The organism is Veillonella tobetsuensis, assembly GCF_001078375.1.
Classification (GTDB): Bacteria; Bacillota; Negativicutes; order Veillonellales; family Veillonellaceae; genus Veillonella; species Veillonella tobetsuensis.
The window spans coordinates 147850-172538 of record NZ_BBXI01000021.1 but is presented as its reverse complement, the minus strand read 5'-3'; the positions used below and the strand labels follow the sequence as shown (position 1 = coordinate 172538).

The following is a 24689-nucleotide window of genomic DNA, read 5'->3' as shown; positions in this document are numbered from 1 at the left end:
GTGTTATGATTCTTTCTGGTTTAAGTTTAATTATGATTATCGCCTCAATTCCGGCGCTAATCATCGCTGCGGCGGGGCATGAATATGCTCATGCAAAGGCAGCAGATTTATTGGGTGATCCTACGCCTCGTATGATGGGACGCCTTACGATGAATCCTTTTGTACATCTCGATCTAGTTGGTTCCTTAGCCCTTATTATCGGTGGCTTTGGATGGGCAAAACCAGTTATTGTAAATCCTACTAATTTTAAGGACCCACGGACCGATGACATGATTGTGTCCATAGCAGGCCCTATGGCTAATATTTTGATGGCCTTTATTGCGTATGTTATCATGCGAAGCTTAGATGTAGTGGGTTTATTAGAGAATGAGTCTCTGTACCTCGTATTGTTACTCATCGTTGTGTATAACATCAACTTCGCCATCCTTAATATGATGCCCATCCCACCGCTTGATGGCAGTCATATTTTGATGAACTTTTTGCCCCTAAAATGGCAAGTTCATATAGCTCGATTTAGTATCGTTTCCTTGCTCATTTTAATCGCTATTTTGAATTCCCCTATTGCAACTCGTATTTTCGTGCCATTGCAAAAATCTATTTTAGGGGGTTTTGAAAGCATCGTTAATTTAGTGCTCTAGTATTGGTAAACATTTATATGTAACTGGGACGGTAACAAACTATAACCCCATTAAAATATAGCCCCTTTTATTAAAGGGCTATAACAAAATAGTCCATTACACTAAAAAGGCTATTAGTTGATTGTATTTGATCAACTAATAGCTTTTTTGTGTTTTAAGCAAAAAGGGTCCCGAAGGACCCTTTTCGTTGGTATAATAAAATATATGCTAAATGCGACCTTGTTCTTTTAGTTCTGCTAGTAATTTTACAATGCGTGGGCCACAGCCTTTGCCGCCACAGGCACCGGTACCGGCTCTAGTGGCTTCTTTTACAGCAGGAAATGTATGAGCACCATTAAAAATGGCCTCTTTAATCGTTTTTCGTGTAATGCTGCGGCATGTACACACCTTTGTTAATTTATCCAGAATCGCTTCTGGCACTTGGTTATTTTCAAATTCCATATATTCCTCTTTGACTCACGTGAGTCATTATACACTAAATTACATCGAAACTTTACGATATAGTTTAGTATAGCATATATGAGGTTTATTTGTTAAGTTATTTCGGAGGTTCTGATGTTACGACGTATATTAGCAGCGACTATGGTTGGTGCACTAGCGCTAACGGCAGGCTGTGCTTTATCGAATCCGTTTGCTCACAAGGTGGAGGCTGTCACTTATGAATCGGTGGCACAGAGCGAGCTTTCACAAGAAGAAAAGGTAGATACATTAGTGGCGAATATGTCCGATGCGGACAAGGTAGGCCAATTGTTAATGATTGGTATTCATGGAAAGACACTAAATGATGATGCAAAGTTTATGCTCAACGAATATCGGGTGGGCGGTATTATTTTGTTCGACCGCAATATGGAAAGTAAGGAGCAGGTGAAAACGCTCATCACCGATATTAATAAGGTAAGTAGAAATGCTGGTCTTACGCCATTATTTATTGGTATAGATCAAGAGGGTGGTGCTGTGGCGCGCATGGACGATCAGTTGATAAAGGTGCCGCCAGCAGAAGAGTTAGGACAAGGTACTGCCAGTGATGCGGCTAATTTGGCAAAACAAGTGGGAACTGAGTTAAAAGACCTTGGTTTTAATATCAATTTTGCGCCTGATGCGGACTTGGGATTGACCTATGGTCGCTCCTATAGCACAGATCCTGACCGAGTTGTACAATTCGCTCATGCTATCGGCGATGCGTACGATGCATCTGGTTTATGGTATTCGTACAAGCATTTTCCAGGCATTGGTAAAACCGATGTGGATTTGCATGCGGACACGAGCATTGTACCTGCATCTAAAGATACCTTGCTCACTGAGGATACAAAGGTATTCGTAGATCTCATTCAGCAATCTAAACCGAACACATATATGATTATGGTATCTCATGCGATGTATCTGCAAATTGATCCAGATTATCCGTCTAGTCTCTCTAAGAAGATCATCACCGACTGGCTTCGTAAGGATATGGGCTATAAGGGCGTTGTTGTTACCGACGATATGGACATGGGGGCCCTCGCTAAACACTATACCTTTGGTGATATGGCGGTGCAATCCATCCAAGCGGGCAGCGATATCCTGCTCGTGTGCCATGAGTATGAACATATGCAGGCCGCTTATAATGGGCTTATGAAAGCCGTCAAAGACGGAACCATCTCCAAGGAACGCCTTGATGCATCGGTGAAACGGATATTGCTTATGAAATTGAGTTATGGTATATAAATACTAGTGTAAACCATAGTATATAGTGTATTCATAACAATATAGTATCAACTCCATACAGGATTTTTTGATACCGATAGAGAATTAATAAATATAGTTATTCTCTATCGGTATATTTTTTGCGTTAGTACGCGTTAGGAGTGATGTATATGGTTAGAAGAATTATGTTGAACGGTACGTCTTATTTTGGGCAAGGTGCGATTCAAGAAATTGTGAACGAAATTAAGAATCGCCATTTTAAAAAAGCTCTCGTTACATCTACACCTGATTTATTTGAGTTTAAGGTAGCTACAAAGGTTACGGACTTACTCGATGAAGCAGGTATTGAATATGCTATTTATGACGGCATTAAACCAAATCCTACCATCGAAAATGTAACGGCTGGCGTTGATGCATGTAAAGCGGCTGGTGCTGATGTTATCGTTGCTGTTGGTGGCGGTAGCCCTATCGATACAAGTAAAGCGATTGCAACGATTATTACGAATCCTGAGTTTGCCGATGTACGTAGCCTTGAAGGTTTAGCGCCTACTAAGAACCCTTGCTTGCCAATTATCGCTGTAACAACTACGTCTGGTACAGCTGCAGAGGTTACTATTAACTACGTTATTACAGACGTTGAAAAAAACCGTAAATTCGTTTGCGTAGATCCTCATGATATTCCAATTGTAGCTATCATAGATCCTGACATGTCCGCGTCTATGCCGACAGGTCTTTGCGCAGCAACAGGTATGGATGCTCTCGTGCATGCCGTAGAAGGCTATATCACAAAAGGTGCGTGGGAACTCACTGATATGCTTCATTTGAAAGCTATTGAAATCATCGGTCGCTCTTTACGTAGCGCTGTAGCAGGTGACTATGCAGGCCGTGAAGCCATGTCAGTTGGCCAATACATCGCCGGCATGGGCTTCTCTAACGTAGGTCTCGGTATTGTTCACTCCATGGCACATCCATTGAGTGCTGTATATGACATCCCTCATGGCAAAGCTTGTGCAATGCTCCTCACTGCAGTTCTTAAATTCAATGCGCCTGAAACAGGCGAAAAATATCGTGAAATCGCTCGCGTTATGGGCGTTGCTGATGTGGATGCGATGAATCAAGAAACCTATCGCCAGGCAGCTATCGATGTAATTCAAAAATTAGCTGACGATGTAGGTATTCCTAAATCCCTCAGCGAAGCAGGCGTGAAACGGGAAGACATTCCATTCCTCGCTGAATCTGCTTTTAACGACGCATGTACGCCAGGTAATCCACGAGATGCAAGTTTAGAAGAAATCATAGGAATTTACGAATCCATTTTCTAAGTTAGTATAATCTTATAACAATACATAGCAGCATCTATACGGCCGGTTTTGCCGATATAGATGCTGTTTTTATGAAATTATCCACAAGAGTATTCTTGAAAAAGTAGGGATACGCAAGTATACTAGTTATAAATATACTGATTATATTTATTCTGTTTTCGACATAGTGTATAAGGAGGCGAATCTATGAGGTTATGGAAACTAAATAAACACAGCTCTACCTTGGCAGATATGTCGATGAATCGTATTTTGCTATCTGAACTCATCGTCAAAGGGGCATTAGTAGGTATTATTGCAGGCTTTTTCGGAGCTGCTTATCGGTACTTAATTCTCGAGTCCGAGCATGTTAGGTGGCATTTGATGGGCGATATTTCTATCGAATGGGCCATAGCCTGGCTCATTGCCATGGTAGTGTTTGCTTTTATTATCGATCGATTGTTGACGTGGGCACCATTATCTGGCGGTTCAGGTATTCCTCAAATTGAAGGGGAAATGCTCGGTTTATTTGATATGAAGCCATATCGCACGCTTATTTCAAAGATGATAGGTGGCGTATTGACAGGCTTTGCAGGATTTTCTGTGGGGCGTGAAGGGCCAGCCGTACAAATAGGGGGCTCTGCTGGTAAAATCGTATCCTATTGGATGAACTCTGGATTGCGTGAACAGCGGATTCTTACCTCCGCTGGAGCTGGAGCTGGTCTGACCGCTGCCTTTAGCGCACCTGTATCCGGCGCCATGTTCGTCTTTGAAGAGGTGCATAAGAGTTTTTATCCATACCTCGTCATTCCTACCTTTGTGGCTACGCTCATATCGAACTACATTACGGTAACTATCTTTGGTCTTACGCCGGCCCTCGGATTTTCCGTAACTTCAGGGATGCCGCTTGATTATTTTCCGGTTCTGCTCGGTGTAGGTATTTTAATGGGGCTCTGCGGTGTATTGTTTTGCCGCATGATATTTGCCTTTAAGCGTTTCTTCGAGTGGATGAAATGCTCTCGTTTCTTAAAACTTGTGATTACTTTTGTGACTGTGGCCGTTATCGGCTTTGATTCCCAGCTTTTATTGGGCGGTGGCAATGATTTAGTAGGGCAGCTAGCCTTTCAATCTCATGGTGTATTGCTTCTCGGTGGCATTGTGCTGGGTAAAATCTTGCTCACTACCTTTTGTTATGGCAGCGGCGCACAGGGCGGCATCTTTCTACCGATGCTTGTTATCGGTGCATCAGCCGGTGCTTTTTGTGAAAGCCTGCTTTCATCCATGGGATTAATAGCTCCAGATTTTGTACCTCAATTTGTTCTTTGTGCCATGGGTGGCATACTAGCGGCCGCTATGCGCACCCCAATTTTGGCGATTTTACTCGTTCTTGAAATGACGGATAGCTTTTCCAATATCTATGCTATTGGTATCGTTACTATCGTGGCGTACTTGGTGGCAGAAATGCTGAAAGAACCACCTATTTACGATTCCTTATTACAAGCTATGAGCGGTCAAAGCAACTTAGAAAATGTGCAAACCTTCTTCCAAACTAAGGTTCCTGTGGTGGCCTCTTATATTAATACACCATTACAAGACCTTAATTTGCCTGATGGAACACTCATCGTTAGCATTCGCCGGAATGGTACATACATCGTGCCTCTTGGCGATGTGAAACTAGAATCGGAAGATGAACTGCAAGTCTCTTGTGAACGAGGACGTTTAAAAGCAGCAAAATCGTATTTCCAATCTAATTAGCTTTAAATCGTTTTGGACTGAGGTCCTACTAAAAAAGCCTCCACCGGCCGGGTCTGACTTCGGCCTACGGCCTTCGCAGGGCCAAAGTCGTTTTTTTAGTAGGACCTCAGTCCTTTGTCATTTAGAACTATTAAGATTAGAAATATGATTTTGCTGCATTATTACAGACAGTAGAGGAAGGGACCCGAAGTCGTTTTTTCGAGGCAGCTCACCTTTTTTATTTCTTCAATTATAGATTGGGAATACGATTTAGCTGCTTCTGAGTTTTTTTGGTATACTTATTATAAATATAACAGGAGGTGTCGATATGAAGACGTATTCTTTTCCATATGATTATAAAAGTGTAGATGTGTCTATTGATGAGCGGTTTGTGCAGGGGGTTCTTGTGTCTAATGCGGCGGCGTATAAGGCAGAGAAGAGTCCCGCTGAGCTTGTTGAGGATGCGCTTGATCACCCTATTAATAGCCCTTCTTTAGAGGAGTTGGTAGCAGGAAAACGCAATATGGTTATCATTACGAGTGATCATACGCGTCCTATGCCTAGTAAGGTGACGTTGCCGATTTTGCTTCGTCGCATTCGTGCAGTAAACCCTACGATTGATATTACGATTTTAATTGCCACAGGCTTTCACAGACCGATGTCTCACGAAGAGATGGTAAATCGTTTTGGCGAAGATCTTGTTAAGACTGAAAACATCATTAACCATGATTCTGAAGATGCAGCGAATATGGTGGAAATTGGTACATTGCCGTCTGGCGGCAAGTGCGTCATCAATCGTTTAGCAGTGGAAACAGAATTACTCATTTCCGAAGGTCTAATTAACCCTCATTTCTTCGCAGGATTCTCTGGCGGTCGCAAATCCGTGCTGCCGGGCGTTGCATCCAAGGTTACAGTGCTTGCAAATCATTGTGCTGAGTTTATTGAAAGTGAGCATTCTCGGACTGGTAAAATCGACGAAAATCCAATTCATAAGGATATGTTGTATGCTGCACGAACAGCGAATTTACAATTTATTTTGAATGTTGTCATCGACAGCAAAAAGGAAATTATCAAGGCTGTAGCAGGCGATTGTGTAGATGCGCATAAGGCGGGCTATGAATTTATTCGCTCCTTGTCTTCTGTGAAAGCTATGCCTGCAGATATCGTTATTACTAGCAATGGTGGATACCCATCGGATCAAAACCTATATCAATCTGTTAAGGGTATGACTGCTGGCGAAGCATCTTGTAAAGATGGTGGTGTGATTATTATTGCTGCATCCTGCAAGGAAGGCCATGGTGGTGAGGCTTTGTATGAAGCTATTAAAAACATGGAAAGCCCTCAACAAATTTTGAACGATATCCACGGTGTACCGCGTAATGAAACTAAGCCATACCAATGGAAAATTCAAATCTTAGCTCGTATCTTGAATCATTTTAAGGTTATCGTTGTTACCGAAGATTGTGACCATCAAGTCATCTGCGATATGCATATGACTCCTGCATCCACATTAGAGGAAGCATTGGGCATTGCACGAGGTATTATGGGAGAAGATGCATCGATTACCATCATTCCTAATGGGTCTACAGTGATTGTAGAGTAGGAGTATTCTTATGACTGATAATATAGTTTTATTCTATCTATTTTTTATCGTAGTTGGATTTTTTACGGCTATGCTTGGCACTATTATTGGTGCCGGCGGTGGCATTATATTTGTGCCGCTATTCATGTACTGGTTCCCTGAGTGGAGCCCATCTATGATTGTAGGGACCTCTCTATTTTCTGTTATGTGTAATGCCATTTCGGGATCGATTGCCTATCTTAGACAGAAAAAGGTATACATTAGTGCGGCCCTCATTTTTAGTGTGGCAACCTTTCCGGGGGCCATCTTAGGGGCTCAAATGTCCGATGAGTTTTCTGGACCGGGATTCAAATTTGCCTTTGGTTGTTTCCTGTTGTTTGCATCCTTCTTGATTGGCTTTAAGAACTTTGGTAAGAAGGGGGAACGCAAGGAAGAATCCCTTTCAATGGACCAAGTAAGCTATAATAAGCCTGTAGGTATCGGCATTAGTATCATCGTTGGGTTCATTTCCAGTATCTTAGGTATTGGTGGTGGTTTAATCCATGTGCCGGCCCTCATCTACATCATGGGATTTCCTACTCACTTGGCGACGGCTACGAGCCATGCCATCTTGGCGGTATCCACCGCAGTAGGCGTTATTACCCATCTCTTAGAGAACCATATTGTGTTTAGCATCGCCATTCCTGCTAGTATTGGTGCCGTGTTTGGTGCTCAAGCAGGCGCTCAAATTTCAAAACGCCTCAAGGCAAAGGCCATCTTGGCTCTTATGAGTATCGGTATCTTTGGCTTGGCTGTGCGGCTCATTATTGTTTCTGGAATTATTTTGCTATAACTAAAATGCATATATAAATTATATTGATAATTTTTAATATAATTTATGCAGAATACCATTTAAAAATGTATAAATATAAAAATATGCTTCCTTGTTACTATCTTATAAAAATAGGCGTATTCTCTTAAGAATCTCTAGATTTTTGAGAGAGGTATATGTAGCTGAAAAGAATGATATAGATATATTTTTATTGATACTTTTTAGTTAAAGTACAAATGAAGAACCAAGAAACTGAAAGTGGATTTCAACTAGGTATAGATTTATATGATGGAACTATAGAATTTATATTTCATATATAACTTATGCATAATTGTAGCGGTTGAAATGAGAAGGGCGTATACTAAATATACAAGATTTTACCCTTAAGATAGGATTGGAGGAAATTCAAGTGAGTACGCTTATTAGAGATTACGAACGCTTTGCTAAAGAGGCAAAAATGATTTGCAAAGATCGTGTGTATACGGATTATTTACGTCGTTATGCATATGGTGTAGATGCATCCTGTTATAGTTATTTACCAAAGGTGGTTGTAAAGGCAGAGGATGAACAAGAGGTAAGACGCCTTATTCGTTTATGTCAACAATGCGGCACACCATTTACATTCCGTGCGGCTGGTTCTTCTTTGTCTGGTCAGTGCTCCAGTGAAGACGTGCTCATCGTATGTAATGATGGCTTCAAGAAAATGGAAGTTATCGACGATGGCAAAGCCTTAAAATGTGAGTGCGGTGTTATTGGTTCCGACGCGAACGATTTATTGAAACCGTACAATCGTAAAATTGGTCCAGATCCTGCAACGCTTGCAACAGCATTAGTAGGCGGTATTTTAAATAATAACTCCTCCGGTATGTGCTGTGGTACGGCGCAAAACTCTTATAAAACAATTCGCTCCATTCGCGTTGTTTTATTAGATGGCTCTATTCTTGATACATCCGATCAAAAGAGCATCGACCAATTCCTCAAAGAGAAACCTCAAATGGTAGAAGATATCTTGCAATTGCGCAAAGAAATCTTAGCCGATGAAGAATTGACTCATTTGATTCATCACAAATACAAAATTAAAAACACTACAGGCTACGGTTTAAACTCCCTTGTAGACTTTGAAGATATTATAGATATCATCAATCACTTGTTCATCGGCTCTGAAGGCACATTGGGCTTCGTATCTGAAATCGTGTACAACACTGTTGAAGACGTACCTCATAAAGGTTGTGGTCTTATGTTCTTCAGCACATTGAACGATGCATCTCTTGCGGTTGTAGCATTGGCTAATATGGGGCGTGAAAAGGTTGTGGCTGCGGAAATGATGGACTATCAATCCTTGCGCGCTGTTCAACGTCTTGAAAATGTACCTGACTTTGTTCGTGAAGTGCCTGAAGGTACGAGTGCTATCTTGTTCCAAACTGAAAGCTATTCCAAAGAAACAGTAGATGAAAACTTGGCTTTCATTAAAGAACAATTGAAAGACATTCCAACAGCTATTCCAAGTCTTTATTCTCAAGATCCTAAAGAATACGATTCCTGGTGGGCTATTCGTAAAGGTATCTTGCCAATTGTTGGTGGTCAACGTAGAAAAGGCACCACTGTTATTACAGAGGATGTTTGCTTCCAAATTGAAGACTTCACTAAAGGCATAGAAATGCTTACTGAATTATTCTACAAATACGATTTCGTAGACGGTGGCGTAATCTTCGGTCATGCCTTGTCCGGTAACGTTCACTTTAACATCACTCCTGACTTCAGCGACCCTAAAGATACTAAGAACTTCGGCGATTTAGTAAAAGAAATGTCCGAACGTGTATCTGGCTTTGGCGGTTCTTTGAAAGCTGAACATGGTACAGGTCGCATGGTAGCACCTTTCATCGAAATGGAATGGGGTAAAAAAGCGTATGAAATTAACCGTCGCATCAAAGCTATCTTTGACCCTGAACGCATCTTGAACCCTGATGTTATCATCACTGATGATCCAGATGTGTACAAGAAAAATCTTAAAGCACAATGCGCTATCGACGATGCTTTCACAATCTGTATGGAATGTGGTTTCTGTGAAAAACATTGTCCAAGCCGTAATTTAACATTGACTCCACGTCAACGTATTGCGTTGTTACGCGAAACAAAACGCCTTGAAGATGAAGGTAATTATGCGCTTGCCGCTGAGCTTAGAAAAGGCTATGAATACTATGGTATTGAAACTTGTGCAGCATGCTCCATGTGTAAAGGCCTTTGCCCTCTTAGCATTGATACTGCACAAATCGCATTGTCCATGCGTCGCATCGATCCTCCTGCACCAGAATTGGCTAAAAAAATCTACAACAATTTCTCTACAACTATTGAAATGTGTCGTGCCGGTGTGAGCCTCGAAGGCATTGCAGGTTCTATCATTACGCAAAAAGCAATCTCTAAAATTACAGAAGGCTTGCATGGCGTAACGGGTATTACACCATATGTTCCTAAAACAACACCTAAAGCTAATCGTTATAAATTGAGAAACCGCATCAAACCTACTAACTTTGAAAAGGTTGTATATTTCAGTACTTGTGCGAACCGCGCATTCAAGCCTAACCAAGGTTATGACGATGACCGTAGCTTGCAACAAGTTGTAGAAAGTCTCTGCAACAAGGCTCATATCGATATTATTTACCCTCAACATATTGAAAATCTTTGCTGTGGCTTGAGCTTTGAAAACTATGACGACGTTCATGAACGGGCTGTCAAAGACTTGCATGATGCATTGATGAAAGCATCTCAAAATGGTAAATACCCAATCGTAATCGACCATAGTGCATGCTTCAATCACGCTTTCAAACATATGCCAGACTTAGAAATCAACGATATTTCTGAATTCTTGTGCAAATATGTTGTACCGCATCTCGACATTGAAAAATGCGATGAACGCGTAATCGTACATAAACAATGTAAGATTAAATCTTTAGGCAAATCTCAATACATTGAAGACTTGGCTCGTCTATGCACAGACCATGTATTTAACATCAAATCCTTCGCATGCGATGGTTTCGCTGGTCAAAAAGGCTTCTTTACACCAGAACTTAACAAATCTGCTACAAAAGACCTTGCTGGTGAAATTGCTGAATACGGTGCTACACTAGGCGTAAGCTCCAGTTCCACATGTGAAATTGGTCTTGGTGAAAGCGGTGGCATCCCATTCGTAGGCGTTGCATTCCTATTGGACCGTTGCTCTAAGGCTAAGAAATAATACTTGAATAAGATTCTAGTATTATCTATTAGGGGTTTGTTTTTCTATTAAGTATGATATACTATACGTAGGTAGTAGAGTGTATGAAATTACCTACAATATAACAAAAAAAGGACGAGTGGCAGCTCGTCCTTTTTCTTATATTATTATGCTATACATCTTGGAGATTATTTAAGAATGGAATATATGATATGAGAAGCATTTTATCTATATTTGTACTACTTATATTTATTAGTGGTTGTGGATTAAATCAGAATACAAATAATAGTAATATAGAAAGCAATACTACGAGTTCAAGTACACCCTCTAAAGACAGTAGTAAAGTGACTAATCTAGATAATCATTTAGTTACCGCTAAACAGGCTTTATCTGCTGGGGATTACACTAAAACCATCGAGGAGGCCACAGCCTCGATTAAAGATAACCCTAATAATTCCGAAGCTTATTCTGTGCGAGGTTTCGCAACGGCTTTACATGGCGATACAGCTAAAGGCTTAGTAGATACTAAAAAATCTTATGATTTAGATCCTAATAATGTGGCTAATTACTACAACATGGCTATGGTGTACAAGTTACAAGGCCAATTAAACGATTCTAAACAGTGGTTTGAAAAGGTATTAGAAAAGGACCCTAGTAATACTTGGTCCGTCTATGGTATTGCTACCATTTATGCAGACCAAGGGGATGATACTAAGGCCCTTGATTGGCTTGAAAAGGCGATTAAAATTGATCCATCTGTAAAAGCTGTGGCAGCAGAACAAGACCATTTCGAGCGCTTTCATAATAATACGCGATTTAAAACATTAGTTGGATTATAGCCTTATAAAACTCGAAAAGACTAGATTATTGATAGTAATGGGATTGTCATAATGGATAGTAAACAAATGTAGTCCTAATTTTGCTGAGCAATTAATGATATGAATTTACATTGTTTTCTCTACTAATGCTTCTTGTAGAATTTGCGAGAAATTGATACCTTTCGCTAGCGCTCTATCGTTAAGCCATGCAGGAATGGTTAAGGTTTTCTTTACGGATTTACTGTTTTTAGCTAAATCTATATCTGTTTGAACTAATGTAGGGTATGTGGTATCTGTGCATGGTAAGTCGCGAATAGAGGTTGGAGTAGGTAAGCTTTGTCCATCCTCTAGCGCGCCTAAAATATATAGCTCCATCGCTTCTTGTGCATTGGTTACTAATTCTGTTAGTGTTGAGCCCGTACTACTTGTATATTCTAAGTCTGGAAATTCAGTCCAGAAACCATCAGCGTCGTCATGGATTATGGCAGGGTATATAAATTTCATAGTTCCTCCTTATTTTAGTCCTGTTCTCTTCAAAATGGCATTTAATAAACCTATAGGTACATCTTTGCCATGTACGGCAATCACTTCGACTTGGTCATCTTTTTTTAAACGATGATGACTTCCTCGTTGGCGTACATCCTTCCAACCATTTTTTAACAGTAATTTCAGTAAATCTTTGTCCTTCATAGGCTCTCCTTTTATAGTAACACGTATATACGTATAAAACAATTGACAGGAGTATTACTTATCTCATCTGTAGTCTAGCACCGTTTTTAGCTGTATAGTGGTGACCATTGCTCACCTAGGTTCCTATTAGTTACTTGACTTTTTTGCTTTTTAATGATGCATGCGTTTTGGTTATTATATATGACTTTGAGTTATAACTTATATTTTGGTACATATGATTTACTGTTATATTCATTGACTTTGTGCATATTTTTACACTATATTGGACTTAGAACAACGAATACAGAGAATAGGTGTCGCAAGACTTAATAGAGAAATCGGTACAAGCCGATGCGGTCCCGCCACTGTAAGGACGAGCCTGCTTTCATACATGTCACTGGAGAAATCTGGGAAGGCGAAAGCGAGGTGATGACCCCGAGCCAGGAGAACTGCCTATTTGATAATCACCGTTATGTACCTACGAGCGATAGGAAGGGGATTGAGGTATGCTTTTTACAATAGTTTTAGTGTACCATTCAATATGTAACCTAACGTGTCACTCTCGGGTGGCACGTTTTTTTTATTGCCACGCTAGAGGGTCGTTCATATATGGCATAGGCTTAATAGTTTGACTGGAGATTCATCATCATGATGGACATATATTTGGCACCTATGGAACTCATATACGAAGCAACTCACTGGTACGGTGCGCTGTTCCCCTGTATGGTTTCAAGTTGAAAAGGAGGCACATATATGTCTGACAAAAAGACTTCAAAGGACGCTGAACGCGATTTACTGGCGCCTGTATCCTTTGATGAATTTGAGAAACCTACGTATGAACGATGGCAGGCTGAAGTTGAAAAGGCGTTAAAAGGTGGCGACTTCCATAAAAAGATGTTCACTCCAACTTATGAAGGTATTACGCTACAACCAATTTATACACCTGCATTGCATGCGGAGAATATTCCAAAAGGTGTTTACCCTGGAGCTGGACAGTTCCTACGTGGCACAATAGCCAGTGGCTATATTAAAGAATCTTGGGGCGTATCCCAATATGTTGATGATTCCTTGCCTAAGGATGCTAACCATGCAAGTTTATACGAAATTGTAAAAGGTGGCACCATCCACAATATTCGTCTTGATGAGGCTACACGCCATGACCAAGACGTACAAGTAGGCGCATCCGTTGGTGTGGGCGGTACTTCCTTGTCCACAATGGATGATTGCAGCCAATTAATTGAACGATTCAATTTTAAGGAAAATCCTTTATATATTGAAACTGGTGCATCTGCAGCCATTTTGCTCGGTATGTTGTCAGCAACTGTAAAAGCTTCTAAAAAGCAAACATCCGATTTGAAAGGTCTCGTTGGTGCAGATCCTATCGGCGTGTGGGCAAAAGACGGTGCATTGCATATGTCTTTGGACACAGCGTTTGATGAAATGGCGCATACTGTTGTGTGGGCTAAAGAACAAGCTCCAGAACTTAGAACAGTACTCGTATCTGGCGATGTGTACGCTAACGGCGGCGCTAACGATGTACAAGAGGTTGCTTATACATTGGCAACAGCCGTTTGTTATGTACGTCAATTGGCACAACGCAACATCGATATGAAAACCATTGCTAAGAGCATGATGTTCACATTCTCCATGGGTGCTAACTTCTTCATGGAAATCGCTAAATTACGTGCGTTGCGCGTACTTTGGGCTCGCATCATGGAAGAATTTGGTGCGGAAGAACAAGATCGTGCAGTTCATGTACACGGCAGAACATCTGCTTTCACAAAAACCGTATACGACCCATATGTAAACTTGTTGCGTAACACAACACAAGCATTCTCTGGTGTTGTAGGTGGTCTCAATAGCCTTGAAGTTTCTCCATTTGATCAACCAATTCGCAAATCCGATGAATTCTCTCGTCGTATTGCCCGTAACATTCAAGTTATGTTGCAAACTGAATTCGAATTGCGTCAACCAGTTGACCCTGTAGGTGGTTCTTGGTACGTAGAAACATTGGCAGCCGAATTATGCGAAAAAATTTGGGCTGAATTCCAAACTATCGAATCCAAAGGTGGCATCATTGCTGCATTGAAAGAAGGCTATCCACAAGCGCAAGTTAAGTCGATTCTTAACGAACGATTTAAAAATCTTGCGTTCCGTAAAGATGTGGCAGTTGGTAACAACATGTACGCTAATATGACGGAAGAATTGTTGGATCCAAAACCTGAAAATCAAGAAACATTACGTCAAAAACGTGTAGCTCATCTTGAAGAATACTTGGCTGGTGCAGATCAAGATGCTCTTGTAAAAGCACAAGCTACGTTAGAAGCAAGCACAACAGAACCAGGTGCGTTGATTGGCCTTATCGAATTGGGTGCATTACACAAAATGACAATTCGCCAAATTCGCAGTGCTTTAGAGGCGGGCGATATTTCCTCTGAAACTATCGAACCAATTACTGCACATCGCTGGACTGAACAATTTGAAGCACTTCGTATGCGTACTGAAGCGTATAAACAACGTACGAAAGACAATGTGAAGGTATTCTTGGCTAATATGGGCCCTATTCCTCAACATAAACCTCGTGCGGACTTCTCCACAGGCTTCTTTGAAGTAGCGGCATTCGAAGTAATTAAAAATGATGGTCATGAAACAACGGCTGATGCGGCAAAAGCGGCTCGTGAAAGTGGCGCCGATGTGGTAGTTATCTGTTCTACAGATGATACGTATCCTGAATTGGTTCCACCACTTGCGAAAGAATTGAAAGAAACTATGCCGAATGTAACGGTTATTTTGGCAGGGGCACCTTCTAAGGACCTAGAGCCTGTATATCGTGAAGCAGGTGTAGATGATTTCATCTCTGTTCGTGCAAACTGCTACGCTATTTTAAATACGTTACAAGATAAGAAAGGGATGTGAGCTCATGTTTAAAAATCCAGACTTCTCCTCTCTTGGCTTGGGATCTCAGTCTGCCACATCGCGCGATGCATGGCTTGCTGAACTTCAAAAAGAAACAGGAAAAAGCTTTGAAGACTTATATAACACGACAATGGAGCAAATCCAATTAAAACCTCTCTATACAGAGATGGATTATGAAGGGATGACACACCTTGATTATATGGCTGGTGTACCTCCATTCTTGCGTGGACCTTATCCTACAATGTACGTAACTCGTCCTTGGACAGTTCGTCAGTACGCTGGTTTCTCCACAGCAGAAGAATCCAATGCGTTCTATCGTCGTAACTTGGCAGCGGGCCAAAAAGGGTTGTCTATCGCCTTTGACCTTGCTACTCACCGCGGTTATGACTCCGATCATCCTCGCGTAGTAGGTGACGTTGGTAAAGCGGGTGTTGCGGTAGACTCTATCCTCGATATGGAAATTCTATTCTCCGGTATCCCTCTTGACCAAATGTCCGTATCCATGACTATGAACGGCGCTGTATTGCCAGTAATGGCGTTCTACATCCTAGCAGGTGAAGAACAAGGCGTTGATAAAAAGGTTATGGCCGGTACAATTCAAAACGATATCTTGAAAGAATTCATGGTACGTAATACTTACATTTATCCACCAGCTACGTCCATGCGTATCATCGGTGATATCTTTGCGTACACATCCCAATATATGCCTAAGTTCAACAGTATCTCCATTTCTGGCTACCATATGCAAGAAGCGGGTGCTACTGCGGATATCGAATTAGGTTACACATTGGCCGATGGCCTTGAATACATCCGCACAGGTGTAAATGCAGGCCTTCACGTAGATAAATTCGCACCACGCTTGTCCTTCTTCTGGGCAATCGGTAAAAACTACTTCATGGAAGTGGCAAAAATGCGTGCGGCTCGTATGTTGTGGGCTAAGATTATTAATAGCTTCGGCTCTGAAAATCCTAAATCCATGGCACTTCGTACACATAGCCAAACATCTGGTTGGTCCTTAACAGAACAAGATCCATTCAACAACGTAGCTCGTACATGTATGGAAGCGATGGGCGCCGCATTGGGCCATACGCAATCCCTACATACAAATGCGCTTGACGAAGCCATCGCGTTACCTACAGACTTCTCTGCACGTATTGCGCGTAATACACAACTTTACATCCAAGACGAAACTAAGGTATGTAAGGTTATCGACCCATGGGGCGGTTCCTACTATGTAGAAGCCTTGACTGATGAATTGATTCGTCGTGCTTGGGGCCATATTCAAGAAATCGAATCCCTTGGCGGTATGGCGAAAGCGATTGACACAGGTCTTCCTAAGATGCGTATTGAAGAAGCGGCGGCTCGTCGCCAAGCTCGTATCGACTCTGGTCGTGAAGCCATTGTTGGTATCAACAAATACCGTCTAGATAAAGAAGATCCATTGGATATCCTCGACGTAGATAATACGGCTGTACGGGAAGCGCAAATTCGTCGTCTCGAACAATTGCGTGCTAACCGTGATGAAGACAAGGTTCAATCCTGCCTCGAAGCGATTACCAATGCTACCGAATCTGGTGAAGGCAACTTGCTTGCCCTTGCACTTGAAGCCGCTCGTGCTCGTGCATCCTTGGGCGAAATTTCCTTTGCTGTTGAAAAGGTTTGTGGCCGTCATAAAGCGGTTATCCGCTCTATCTCTGGCGTATACTCCAGTGAATATGAAGATGACGATGTTATCAAAGAAGTACGTCAAATGGCGGATGATTTCGAAGAACTCGAAGGTCGTCGCCCTCGTATCATGATTGCTAAGATGGGCCAAGACGGTCATGACCGTGGTGCCAAAGTTATCGCTACATCCTTCGCGGATATGGGCTTTGACGTGGATATCGGACCTTTGTTCCAAACTCCAGAAGAAACAGCACAAGATGCGGTGGATAATGACGTTCATATCGTCGGATTTAGTTCTCTTGCGGCAGGTCACAAAACATTGTTACCTCAACTTGTGGAAGAACTCAACAAGCGAGGTCGTGGAGATATTTTGGTTGCCATCGGCGGCGTAATCCCTGCTCAGGACTATGAGTTCCTACGCGAACATGGCGCAGTGGCTATCTTTGGCCCTGGTACAGTTTTGCCAGTAGCGGCGAAAAAATTACTAGAAACATTGACTAGTCACGTTCAAGACGAGTCTCATGACTGATAATAAACGGCCTACTCCGGATGAATTGCGCAATACACAGGATGCAACTTTCACCACTGGTGAAGGTAAGGCCCCTGAATTAGGTGTAAAAAACGCAAGCACTGAGGGTAGTACGTATCGTCCCGACTGGGTGCCAGAAGATGCAAAGAAGGATGACACCTTTGCGTGTCATGTGATGAAAGGCGTTAAGGAAATGCACGACGGCCTCTTATCTAGTTCAGCTCATCTGGCTCCAGCGGTATGTCCCGTACAGCGGCGAAAGAAGTTAACTGTCGCTGATTATGTACGCGGTATCGAGCAGGGGGACCGCGTTATACTTTCACGGGCTATCACATTAGTAGAAAGTAATAATAAGGACCATTTCAAACTAGCTCAACAAGTATTGCAAGCCGTATTGCCTCGTACGGGCAAGGCGTTGCGCATCGGTATTACTGGTGTGCCTGGAGCCGGTAAAAGTACATTTATTGAAGCCTTTGGTAATATGCTCATTGAAGCCGGTTACAAGGTTGCTGTACTTGCCGTTGACCCAACAAGCCAAGTTACAAAAGGCAGTATCTTGGGCGATAAAACGCGGATGGAAACGTTGACGAAACATCCAGAAGCGTATATCCGTCCATCGCCAGCTGGTGGTACACTAGGCGGTGTAGCTCGTAAAAGTAGAGAGACTATGCTACTTTGCGAAGCTGCTGGATATGATATTATCCTCGTTGAAACCGTTGGTGTTGGGCAAAGCGAAGTTACTGTGCGCTCCATGGTAGACTTCTTTATGCTCATCGTCTTAACTGGTGCAGGCGATGAATTGCAAGGCATCAAAAAAGGCGTTATGGAATTGGCTGATGCTATTGTGGTCAACAAGGCTGATGGGGATAACCTCAAGCGAGCTCTCATTGCTCGTAGCGATTACGATCGAATGTTACATTACATTCGTCCAGCTACGGAAAAATGGAAAACCCAAGCCTATACTTGTTCAGCCGTTACAAAGGACGGCCTCGACGAATTGTGGGATGTTATCCAAGAATTTGCTGAACAAGGCAAAGAAAATGGCGTATTCTTAAAACGCCGTCAAGAACAATCCCTTCGTTGGGTACGTGATATGATTGACGAACACTTGCACAACCTATTCTTTAACAATGTAGTCATTCAAGGTCGTATGGGCGAGGTAGAAGCTGCAGTTTTAGATGGCGAAATGAGTGAATCTCAAGCCGTTGAAGAACTGATAGGCGTATTTGATAGATCATTGAAATAAATGATTATAATACGATACCTCTTTGATTAAACAATCAAACCAATACATAACTTTATATAAAGGCATAGCATCTATTTTGAAATCGGTCACTTAATCGATAGACCATTATAGATACTATGCTTTTTTATTTTTTTTCATCAAATGCATAAGTATTACTTTCGTAAAAGTTATACATAGGATATAATTTAATTATAGATGTATTTTATGGAGTTTAATAAAGGAGAGATTTATTTTGAATCCAGTAGTAAAGAAAATTACAACAGCAGTATTGTGTGTGACCGCACTCACATCTCCATTGTTCTTGACTGGCTGCAGCTTCTCTAAGGTTGCCAATAGCGTACAACAAGGTGTTCAAAAGGGATCACAAGAAGACGTTAAAGTGTTTAACAACTACATTAAAGCCGTTGGCGATTTTAATAGTCATACAGTACGCTTTGGCTATGCTATTGGCCCAGACATTCAAAAACTAAGAGAAGGTCAACATTTAACAAGCTTTATGGCACCACATTTTGATTCTTTACAAGAGAAATTACAAGCCGCTAAAGATGCTGGCGTGCCATATGATGATATGAAGGAACCTCTTGATAAGGTATTAGCTGTATTAAAGGATATTGTACCAGTAGCCAGTGAATTGGATACGTACTACCAAACTAATACATATAAAGCAGATAATTATGCTAAAGAACAACAATTAGGACCTAAATACGTTCAATTATATGATCAGTTCTATGCAGCGTATAACCAATTAGATGCAGTAATCCATAAACATAATACGGAAAACCAACAAGCGCACTTAAAAGAACTTAAAGAGTCTGGTAAGAAAAATGCAGCGGCAGCTCAAGAAGTTCATTTACGTTTAACTGCTTTATTGGATGGCTTTGAAGAAGGCAAGCAAATTGATGTAAATGCAGCTAACCAAGAGTTACAAGGCATCATGGATGTATCTAATAGTATTACTAGTCCGGAATATAACAGTGCTAAGAATTCATTAAATACAGCTATTGGTAGAATTCGTACATTCATAGGTGATCAAACAAATGATCATTACAATGATATGATTGAATCCTACAATAGCTTCATTGGCAGCATGAATCGTTTGGATATGAACAAACTTGATAAATAATATCTAACTATGTACGAACATTGTGCGCATTACTTGTGAAAGTCCATGTCTCATAGGAAGTACTAAACTGTAGATATAAAAATTTCATACAAAGGTACATAACGGATGTACCCTCAAGGGCTACCTTAAATAGCAATATTATTTGAGGTAGCCCTTTTTGTGTCTTTACCCATACTAGATCTGTTTTGTGTTCTCATATACAGCGTCTAGTATATTTTTACCCATCTATGGAGAGTCGCATATGTTTTGATGTTTTGAAACGTGGTATAATTATTAGATAGAGCCTGTATGGGTGTGGCTTTTGGAGGTTAGTATGAGTAGTAGTATTACACATTTATTTCTAGCTGGTGGTTTTGTTATGTATCCACTGGTTATGTTCTTAATCGTTACTTTGATGATTGGTATTGAACGATTTTTATTATATCGTCGCTTTCATAAAGATATGCGCCAATTTACAGCTGTTTTGGGCAATCATCCAGGCTGGATTATGTTACCTACTGTGCTAGAACGGGATACAAAGGAGTTAGGGATTCTTTTTGCTCGTGCTTTGCGCAACGCTAAAAACTACAATGGATTGGAAAACCGCTTGCAGGATTTGGTAGGCTATACTGATGAACGATTGAAACGAGGCCTTGGGTGGCTTAGTATGATTGTTACCATGGCACCTTTGCTTGGCTTGCTCGGTACTGTTCTAGGTATGATTCGCGCCTTTGCTGTTGTAGGTGGCGATATTGGGGCGCCCACCATCATTACTGGCGGTGTATCTGAAGCCTTGGTGGCAACGGCGACGGGCCTTACTGTTGCAATCATTGCTCTTGGCTTTCACAGTTACTGTGCGGCTAAGGTGAACGATTTCATCGTGGCATTAGAGCATGAATGTGGCACTATCCTCGATGCGTACAATGAGGAACACGACCTATGAGGCGGCGCACATTAGGGGTAAAAAAAGAGCCTACCATAATGATTATCCCCATGATTGATATCGTATTTTTTTTATTGGTATTTTTCATGGTTGGCACCTTGTACATGAATACGGAACAACAAATTCCCTTAAACTTGCCGTCCGCATCCACATCGACTGCGAAATCGATCGAACCAATTACCATTACTCTTACAACATCGCATAAACTCTACATTGATAATCGGGAAATCTCTCCAGATCGCCTATCTCAAGAGGTGCAAGCCATTGTGCAGACAACGCCACGTCAGGCTTTTGTCATTCGCGCTGCGAAGGACGTGTATTATAACGAGGTTATCGCCTTGTTGGACATGCTGAAAGTAAACGGCGCTAAGTACATTAGTGTTGCAACGGATCGGAAGTGATTCTATGTTTGAATCGCATTATTTACGACCCTTTTTGATAGCCCTATTTATCAGTATTCTTATGGTAACGGGGATGGGACTGTCATTAAAAGGCATGGGCGGTACCGGTGCAGGCCAAGAGGCAGCGGAAATCAGCTTTGATTTGGCTGATGTTGGTGAAAGCGAGCATGCGGATGAACATTCTGTGGTAACACCTCCACAGATGCCAAAGCCATCTGAAGATGCAGATGCAACGGAGGTAATAAAACCACAAAAACCTCAAGCCAAGCCTCAATTGGAGGGATTAGATTCGACTAAAAAGACGGATGATCCACAAAAGGAAAAGAATACTAAACGTGAGTGGGCTGTTCCTAAAGCCATTGAATCAGAGGCTAGTGGTGGTGAAACGGGTGTTATTGCCCATCAAAATTCATCATCATCTAAAAAACTAGTAGGCAATACTACATCTACGGACCCCAACGCACAGGGTAACGGTATTGATGATACGAATAAGGATTTATCCTTTTTTGCTGATGCACTCCAGCTGTTAACACCAGGTCAACGGGCGTGGTTAGAACAACCGGAGATTAATCCTACCGAATATCTACGACAAGTGCGAGAACAAGGCAAAGCTTCCTCCATCCGCGGAAAAGCGGTTGTGCGTGTTAACTTTGACGCAGATGGTAATGTTATCGTAGGCGTTAATACGCCGCGCATTGTTGAGTCCGGTGTTCCTCCAGATGTACGGGACGAAGCGCTGCGTATTATCAAGACGAGCGGCAGTATTGTTAATAAAAAAGGACAGGTCGTGGCATTAGCGATTCCTGTCGTGTTGGGACAATAAAGAGGCATACCTCACATACAAGAATGTATGTAAGATATGCCTCTTTGTTATTTCTTAATCAAGTTTTTTGTACTGTTAAAGATTGCGTAGTAAATGATGACGCCACCGATGAATAATGTCACTTGCATTTGTGTTGTGTATTGGTCCACACGCCATAATGCAAAGGCATAAAAGAACATGGTGATGAGCATAATTAAAAAGGATAAGATGCGACGCACATTCGTATGAACTACATGCGATGTACTGATGCGGTCTCTATTAATGGCAACATATGCAAGGGAAACGATGATATCAACAGCATATACGCTTAAAATCCAATTGACGGGTACATCGTTAAATACGAATAGGCCAATGACAATAAAGCTGATGAGAAAGAATGCTTTAAATATAGTTTCTGGCATCGTTGATTCTTTTGGTTTTGGTGTGCGTTCCTTGTGTTGTTTCTTTGTCATACGGGTCTCCTATGTGTACATACAGTAGTGATATGCTATTAATTCGTTACTGTATACGTTTTTACATTATTACTGTAATGTTTTCGTATTATTACTGTAATATTTCTATATTACATAAATTATAAATGTTTACACGCTGTATCATGTAATCTATACCTTACTATTATAATAATAAATTACAAATGAATCCATAAGCAAATTAAATACCGAACATTAAGAAAAACTAATATATATATTATTCGGAAAATTACATAAGATTTATTGAACCAAGCTTTCACATATGGTACAATTATCGTATAAGAAATCTAGCTTTCATCATGCAAAGGAGACATCATGATACCACGTTATACACGAGAAGAAATGCGCCATATTTGGAGCGAACGCAACGAGTTCGACACAATGTTATTGGTTGAAACATTGGCATCTGAAGCGCAAGCAGAGCTTGGCATTATTCCGAAGGAAGCAGCTAAAATTATTCGGGAAAAAGGTAATTTTGATGTTGAAAGAATTCACGAAATTGAACGTGAAACAAATCATGACATCATTTCCTTTGTAACTGCTGTGGGCGAATACGTTGGCCCTGAAGCGGCTAAATATATTCACCTTGGTTTGACATCCACTGACGTTAAGGACACTGCCCTTGGCTATATGATGAAACAAGCTTGCGATATTTTGATTGAAGATTTGAAACAATTACACGCTGTGTTGCGCCGTCGCGCTGCAGAATTCAAACATACGCCTATGATTGGTCGTACTCACGGTATTCACGGCGAACCTACTACATTCGGTTTAAAGATTTGCCTTTGGATGGCAGAGGTAGAACGCGATATCGAACGCATGGAACATGCTCGTAAAAGCGTTGCTGTTGGTAAATTGTCCGGCGCTGTTGGTACATACTCCAACATCGACCCATTCGTAGAACAATACGTATGTGAAAAACTAGGCCTTGAACCTGTTAAAATCGCGACGCAAGTCGTACAACGTGACCGTCACGCTGAATTATTGTCCACCATCGCTGTTGTAGGCGGCACATTGGACAAAATCGGCAAAGAAATCCGTCACTTGCAACGTACAGAAGTGCGCGAAGCGGAAGAATACTTTAGCCCTAAACAAAAAGGTTCCTCCGCGATGCCTCATAAACGTAATCCTATCACTTGTGAAAGAATTTGTGGTATGGCTCGTTTATTGCGTGGTTATGCACAATCTGCGTACGAAGACCAAGCTTTGTGGCATGAACGCGACATCTCCCATAGCTCTGTAGAACGCGTTATCTTACCAGATGCAACCATCGCGTTGAACTACATGCTTCACCTAACAATCCGTACCATCGATAAATTGTTGGTATACCCTGAAACAATGCTTAAAAACCTTAACCTTACAGGTGGCCTTGTATTCAGCCAAACCATTTTGACACACCTTGTAGACAAAGGCGCAGTTCGTGACGAAGCATACCGCTGGGTACAAAAATACGCTATGGAACGCTGGCTCGAAGGCAAAGACTTCGCGACAGGTCTAAAATCCGATGAAAACATCAAAAAATACATGACCGACGAAGAAATCGATGCATGCTTCGATCCTTATAAACTATTGAAACACGTAGATACAATAATGGCTCGTTTCGGCCTATAATCCTTAATGTATAGGATGGTCCGTCCAGAAAGCCGACACGCTACTGCGCTACGCGGAGCCCGAAGTCGTTTTCTGAACGGACCATCCTTTTTACATTAAACCTTCTATGCCGAAAACGAGCCATAGAGCAAATAGGGTAAAGTCGTTTTGAGGAAGGTATCCGTCCTTTTCGCTATAAGTTCTATGCCGAAACGGGCCATAGAGACAGACAGGGCAAAGTCGTTTTGAGAAAGGTATCCGTCCTTTTGCTATAAGTTCTATGCCGAAACGAGCCATAGGGAGAAGGACAGAGTCGTTTTCTGAACGGACCATCCTTTTTGCATTAAACTTTCTATGCCGAAAACGAGCCATAGAGCAAACAGGGCAAAGTCGTTTTGAGAAGGGTACCCGTCCTTTTTTGTTTATCGTAAGTGCCGCATTTTCTTACGGTGCTTCATAATTATTATTAGTTAGAAAGGGGCTAGGCTAAGTAAAAAACGACTTTGTGTTTCGCCCTAGTGTGTATTTTGTTATGGGGTTTTTGTTTGGCATGCTTGGTA

20 protein-coding genes and 1 riboswitch are annotated in these 24689 nt (G+C 41.5%); of the genes, 16 read left to right on the top strand and 4 right to left on the bottom strand.

Annotated features, from left to right (window positions below; genetic code table 11):
• The first annotated feature begins 5 nt into the window (after positions 1 to 5).
• Positions 6 to 638 carry a site-2 protease family protein gene (locus VEI_RS08775; RefSeq protein ID WP_059364369.1) on the top strand — a complete coding sequence of 211 codons (633 nt, stop codon included), beginning with the start codon at positions 6 to 8 and terminating at the stop codon, positions 636 to 638.
• A 207-nt stretch (positions 639 to 845) separates the two neighbouring features.
• Here the strand turns inward: VEI_RS08775 and VEI_RS08770 are convergent, their stop codons facing one another.
• The gene (locus VEI_RS08770; protein WP_005378014.1) at positions 846 to 1079 is read right to left on the bottom strand and encodes a (2Fe-2S)-binding protein; all 234 of its coding nucleotides are present in this window, start codon (positions 1077 to 1079) and stop codon (positions 846 to 848) included.
• 114 nt (positions 1080 to 1193) lie between these two features.
• On the opposite strand from VEI_RS08770, the gene VEI_RS08765 reads away from it, so the two are divergent.
• The 7 genes from VEI_RS08765 to VEI_RS08735 all read left to right on the top strand — a co-directional run bounded on the left by VEI_RS08765 (position 1194) and on the right by VEI_RS08735 (position 11796).
• Complete coding sequence (locus VEI_RS08765) at positions 1194 to 2342, top strand: glycoside hydrolase family 3 protein (protein ID WP_059364367.1); 1149 nt, start codon at positions 1194 to 1196, stop codon at positions 2340 to 2342.
• A 149-nt stretch (positions 2343 to 2491) separates the two neighbouring features.
• Positions 2492 to 3643 (top strand): lactaldehyde reductase, encoded by a 1152-nt coding sequence (gene fucO / locus VEI_RS08760; protein ID WP_059364365.1) that lies wholly within the window; start codon positions 2492 to 2494, stop codon positions 3641 to 3643.
• Positions 3644 to 3829: 186 nt separating this feature from the next.
• Positions 3830 to 5374 (top strand): ClC family H(+)/Cl(-) exchange transporter, encoded by a 1545-nt coding sequence (locus VEI_RS08755; protein WP_059364363.1) that lies wholly within the window; start codon positions 3830 to 3832, stop codon positions 5372 to 5374.
• Between the two features lie 307 nt (positions 5375 to 5681).
• The gene (gene larA, locus VEI_RS08750) at positions 5682 to 6956 is read left to right on the top strand and encodes a nickel-dependent lactate racemase (RefSeq protein ID WP_059364362.1); all 1275 of its coding nucleotides are present in this window, start codon (positions 5682 to 5684) and stop codon (positions 6954 to 6956) included.
• Positions 6957 to 6966: 10 nt separating this feature from the next.
• Positions 6967 to 7767, top strand: coding sequence for a sulfite exporter TauE/SafE family protein (locus VEI_RS08745; protein ID WP_059364360.1), 801 nt, complete (start codon positions 6967 to 6969; stop codon positions 7765 to 7767).
• Between the two features lie 388 nt (positions 7768 to 8155).
• The gene (locus VEI_RS08740; RefSeq protein ID WP_059364359.1) at positions 8156 to 10978 is read left to right on the top strand and encodes an FAD-binding and (Fe-S)-binding domain-containing protein; all 2823 of its coding nucleotides are present in this window, start codon (positions 8156 to 8158) and stop codon (positions 10976 to 10978) included.
• A gap of 191 nt (positions 10979 to 11169) precedes the next feature.
• Positions 11170 to 11796: a tetratricopeptide repeat protein gene (locus tag VEI_RS08735; protein ID WP_059364357.1), complete on the top strand. Its 627-nt coding sequence runs from the start codon at positions 11170 to 11172 to the stop codon at positions 11794 to 11796.
• A 105-nt stretch (positions 11797 to 11901) separates the two neighbouring features.
• Here VEI_RS08735 and VEI_RS08730 read toward each other — a convergent pair whose 3' ends face one another.
• Both VEI_RS08730 and VEI_RS08725 read right to left on the bottom strand, forming a co-directional pair.
• Positions 11902 to 12279, bottom strand: a complete 378-nt coding sequence (locus VEI_RS08730) for a type II toxin-antitoxin system HicB family antitoxin (protein WP_059364356.1) — start codon at positions 12277 to 12279, stop codon at positions 11902 to 11904.
• A gap of 9 nt (positions 12280 to 12288) precedes the next feature.
• A complete protein-coding gene (locus tag VEI_RS08725; protein WP_059364354.1) occupies positions 12289 to 12465 on the bottom strand; it encodes a type II toxin-antitoxin system HicA family toxin in 177 nt (58 codons plus the stop codon).
• Between the two features lie 274 nt (positions 12466 to 12739).
• Positions 12740 to 12915, top strand: a riboswitch (cobalamin riboswitch).
• Positions 12916 to 13197: 282 nt separating this feature from the next.
• On the opposite strand from VEI_RS08725, the gene VEI_RS08720 reads away from it, so the two are divergent.
• From VEI_RS08720 to VEI_RS08690, 7 genes are all read left to right on the top strand, one after another.
• On the top strand, positions 13198 to 15360 hold the full coding sequence (locus VEI_RS08720; protein ID WP_059364352.1) for a methylmalonyl-CoA mutase family protein: 2163 nt from the start codon (positions 13198 to 13200) through the stop codon (positions 15358 to 15360).
• A gap of 4 nt (positions 15361 to 15364) precedes the next feature.
• A complete protein-coding gene (gene scpA / locus VEI_RS08715; protein WP_059364350.1) occupies positions 15365 to 17554 on the top strand; it encodes a methylmalonyl-CoA mutase in 2190 nt (729 codons plus the stop codon).
• Positions 17547 to 18800, top strand: coding sequence for a methylmalonyl Co-A mutase-associated GTPase MeaB (meaB, locus tag VEI_RS08710; RefSeq protein WP_059364349.1), 1254 nt, complete (start codon positions 17547 to 17549; stop codon positions 18798 to 18800). Before scpA ends, meaB begins: the two co-directional genes overlap by 8 nt.
• A gap of 232 nt (positions 18801 to 19032) precedes the next feature.
• The gene (locus VEI_RS08705; protein WP_059364346.1) at positions 19033 to 19923 is read left to right on the top strand and encodes a DUF3829 domain-containing protein; all 891 of its coding nucleotides are present in this window, start codon (positions 19033 to 19035) and stop codon (positions 19921 to 19923) included.
• Positions 19924 to 20236: 313 nt separating this feature from the next.
• The gene (locus VEI_RS08700) at positions 20237 to 20845 is read left to right on the top strand and encodes a MotA/TolQ/ExbB proton channel family protein (RefSeq protein ID WP_059364344.1); all 609 of its coding nucleotides are present in this window, start codon (positions 20237 to 20239) and stop codon (positions 20843 to 20845) included.
• Positions 20842 to 21246 (top strand): ExbD/TolR family protein, encoded by a 405-nt coding sequence (locus VEI_RS08695; RefSeq protein WP_059364342.1) that lies wholly within the window; start codon positions 20842 to 20844, stop codon positions 21244 to 21246. The genes VEI_RS08700 and VEI_RS08695 overlap by 4 nt, the downstream gene beginning before the upstream one ends.
• Positions 21247 to 21307: 61 nt before the next feature.
• A complete protein-coding gene (locus VEI_RS08690; protein ID WP_059364507.1) occupies positions 21308 to 22069 on the top strand; it encodes a hypothetical protein in 762 nt (253 codons plus the stop codon).
• A 47-nt stretch (positions 22070 to 22116) separates the two neighbouring features.
• Here VEI_RS08690 and VEI_RS08685 read toward each other — a convergent pair whose 3' ends face one another.
• Complete coding sequence (locus tag VEI_RS08685) at positions 22117 to 22521, bottom strand: hypothetical protein (protein ID WP_059364340.1); 405 nt, start codon at positions 22519 to 22521, stop codon at positions 22117 to 22119.
• A gap of 333 nt (positions 22522 to 22854) precedes the next feature.
• Here VEI_RS08685 and purB point away from each other — a divergent pair, with 333 nt between their 5' ends.
• Positions 22855 to 24150, top strand: a complete 1296-nt coding sequence (gene purB, locus VEI_RS08680) for an adenylosuccinate lyase (RefSeq protein WP_059364338.1) — start codon at positions 22855 to 22857, stop codon at positions 24148 to 24150.
• The last annotated feature ends 539 nt before the right edge of the window (positions 24151 to 24689 follow it).

Coding starts and splice junctions, on each gene's coding strand:
- fucO (WP_059364365.1), top strand. CDS start 2,492: ATGGTTAGAAGAATTATGTTGAACGGTACGTCTTATTTTGGGCAAGGT.
- VEI_RS08735 (WP_059364357.1), top strand. CDS start 11,170: ATGAGAAGCATTTTATCTATATTTGTACTACTTATATTTATTAGTGGT.
- VEI_RS08720 (WP_059364352.1), top strand. CDS start 13,198: ATGTCTGACAAAAAGACTTCAAAGGACGCTGAACGCGATTTACTGGCG.
- VEI_RS08700 (WP_059364344.1), top strand. CDS start 20,237: ATGAGTAGTAGTATTACACATTTATTTCTAGCTGGTGGTTTTGTTATG.
- VEI_RS08690 (WP_059364507.1), top strand. CDS start 21,308: ATGGTAACGGGGATGGGACTGTCATTAAAAGGCATGGGCGGTACCGGT.
- VEI_RS08745 (WP_059364360.1), top strand. CDS start 6,967: ATGACTGATAATATAGTTTTATTCTATCTATTTTTTATCGTAGTTGGA.
- VEI_RS08765 (WP_059364367.1), top strand. CDS start 1,194: ATGTTACGACGTATATTAGCAGCGACTATGGTTGGTGCACTAGCGCTA.
- VEI_RS08775 (WP_059364369.1), top strand. CDS start 6: ATGATTCTTTCTGGTTTAAGTTTAATTATGATTATCGCCTCAATTCCG.
- meaB (WP_059364349.1), top strand. CDS start 17,547: ATGACTGATAATAAACGGCCTACTCCGGATGAATTGCGCAATACACAG.
- scpA (WP_059364350.1), top strand. CDS start 15,365: ATGTTTAAAAATCCAGACTTCTCCTCTCTTGGCTTGGGATCTCAGTCT.
- VEI_RS08770 (WP_005378014.1), bottom strand. CDS start 1,079: ATGGAATTTGAAAATAACCAAGTGCCAGAAGCGATTCTGGATAAATTA.
- larA (WP_059364362.1), top strand. CDS start 5,682: ATGAAGACGTATTCTTTTCCATATGATTATAAAAGTGTAGATGTGTCT.
- purB (WP_059364338.1), top strand. CDS start 22,855: ATGATACCACGTTATACACGAGAAGAAATGCGCCATATTTGGAGCGAA.
- VEI_RS08695 (WP_059364342.1), top strand. CDS start 20,842: ATGAGGCGGCGCACATTAGGGGTAAAAAAAGAGCCTACCATAATGATT.
- VEI_RS08725 (WP_059364354.1), bottom strand. CDS start 12,465: ATGAAGGACAAAGATTTACTGAAATTACTGTTAAAAAATGGTTGGAAG.
- VEI_RS08685 (WP_059364340.1), bottom strand. CDS start 22,521: ATGACAAAGAAACAACACAAGGAACGCACACCAAAACCAAAAGAATCA.
- VEI_RS08730 (WP_059364356.1), bottom strand. CDS start 12,279: ATGAAATTTATATACCCTGCCATAATCCATGACGACGCTGATGGTTTC.
- VEI_RS08755 (WP_059364363.1), top strand. CDS start 3,830: ATGAGGTTATGGAAACTAAATAAACACAGCTCTACCTTGGCAGATATG.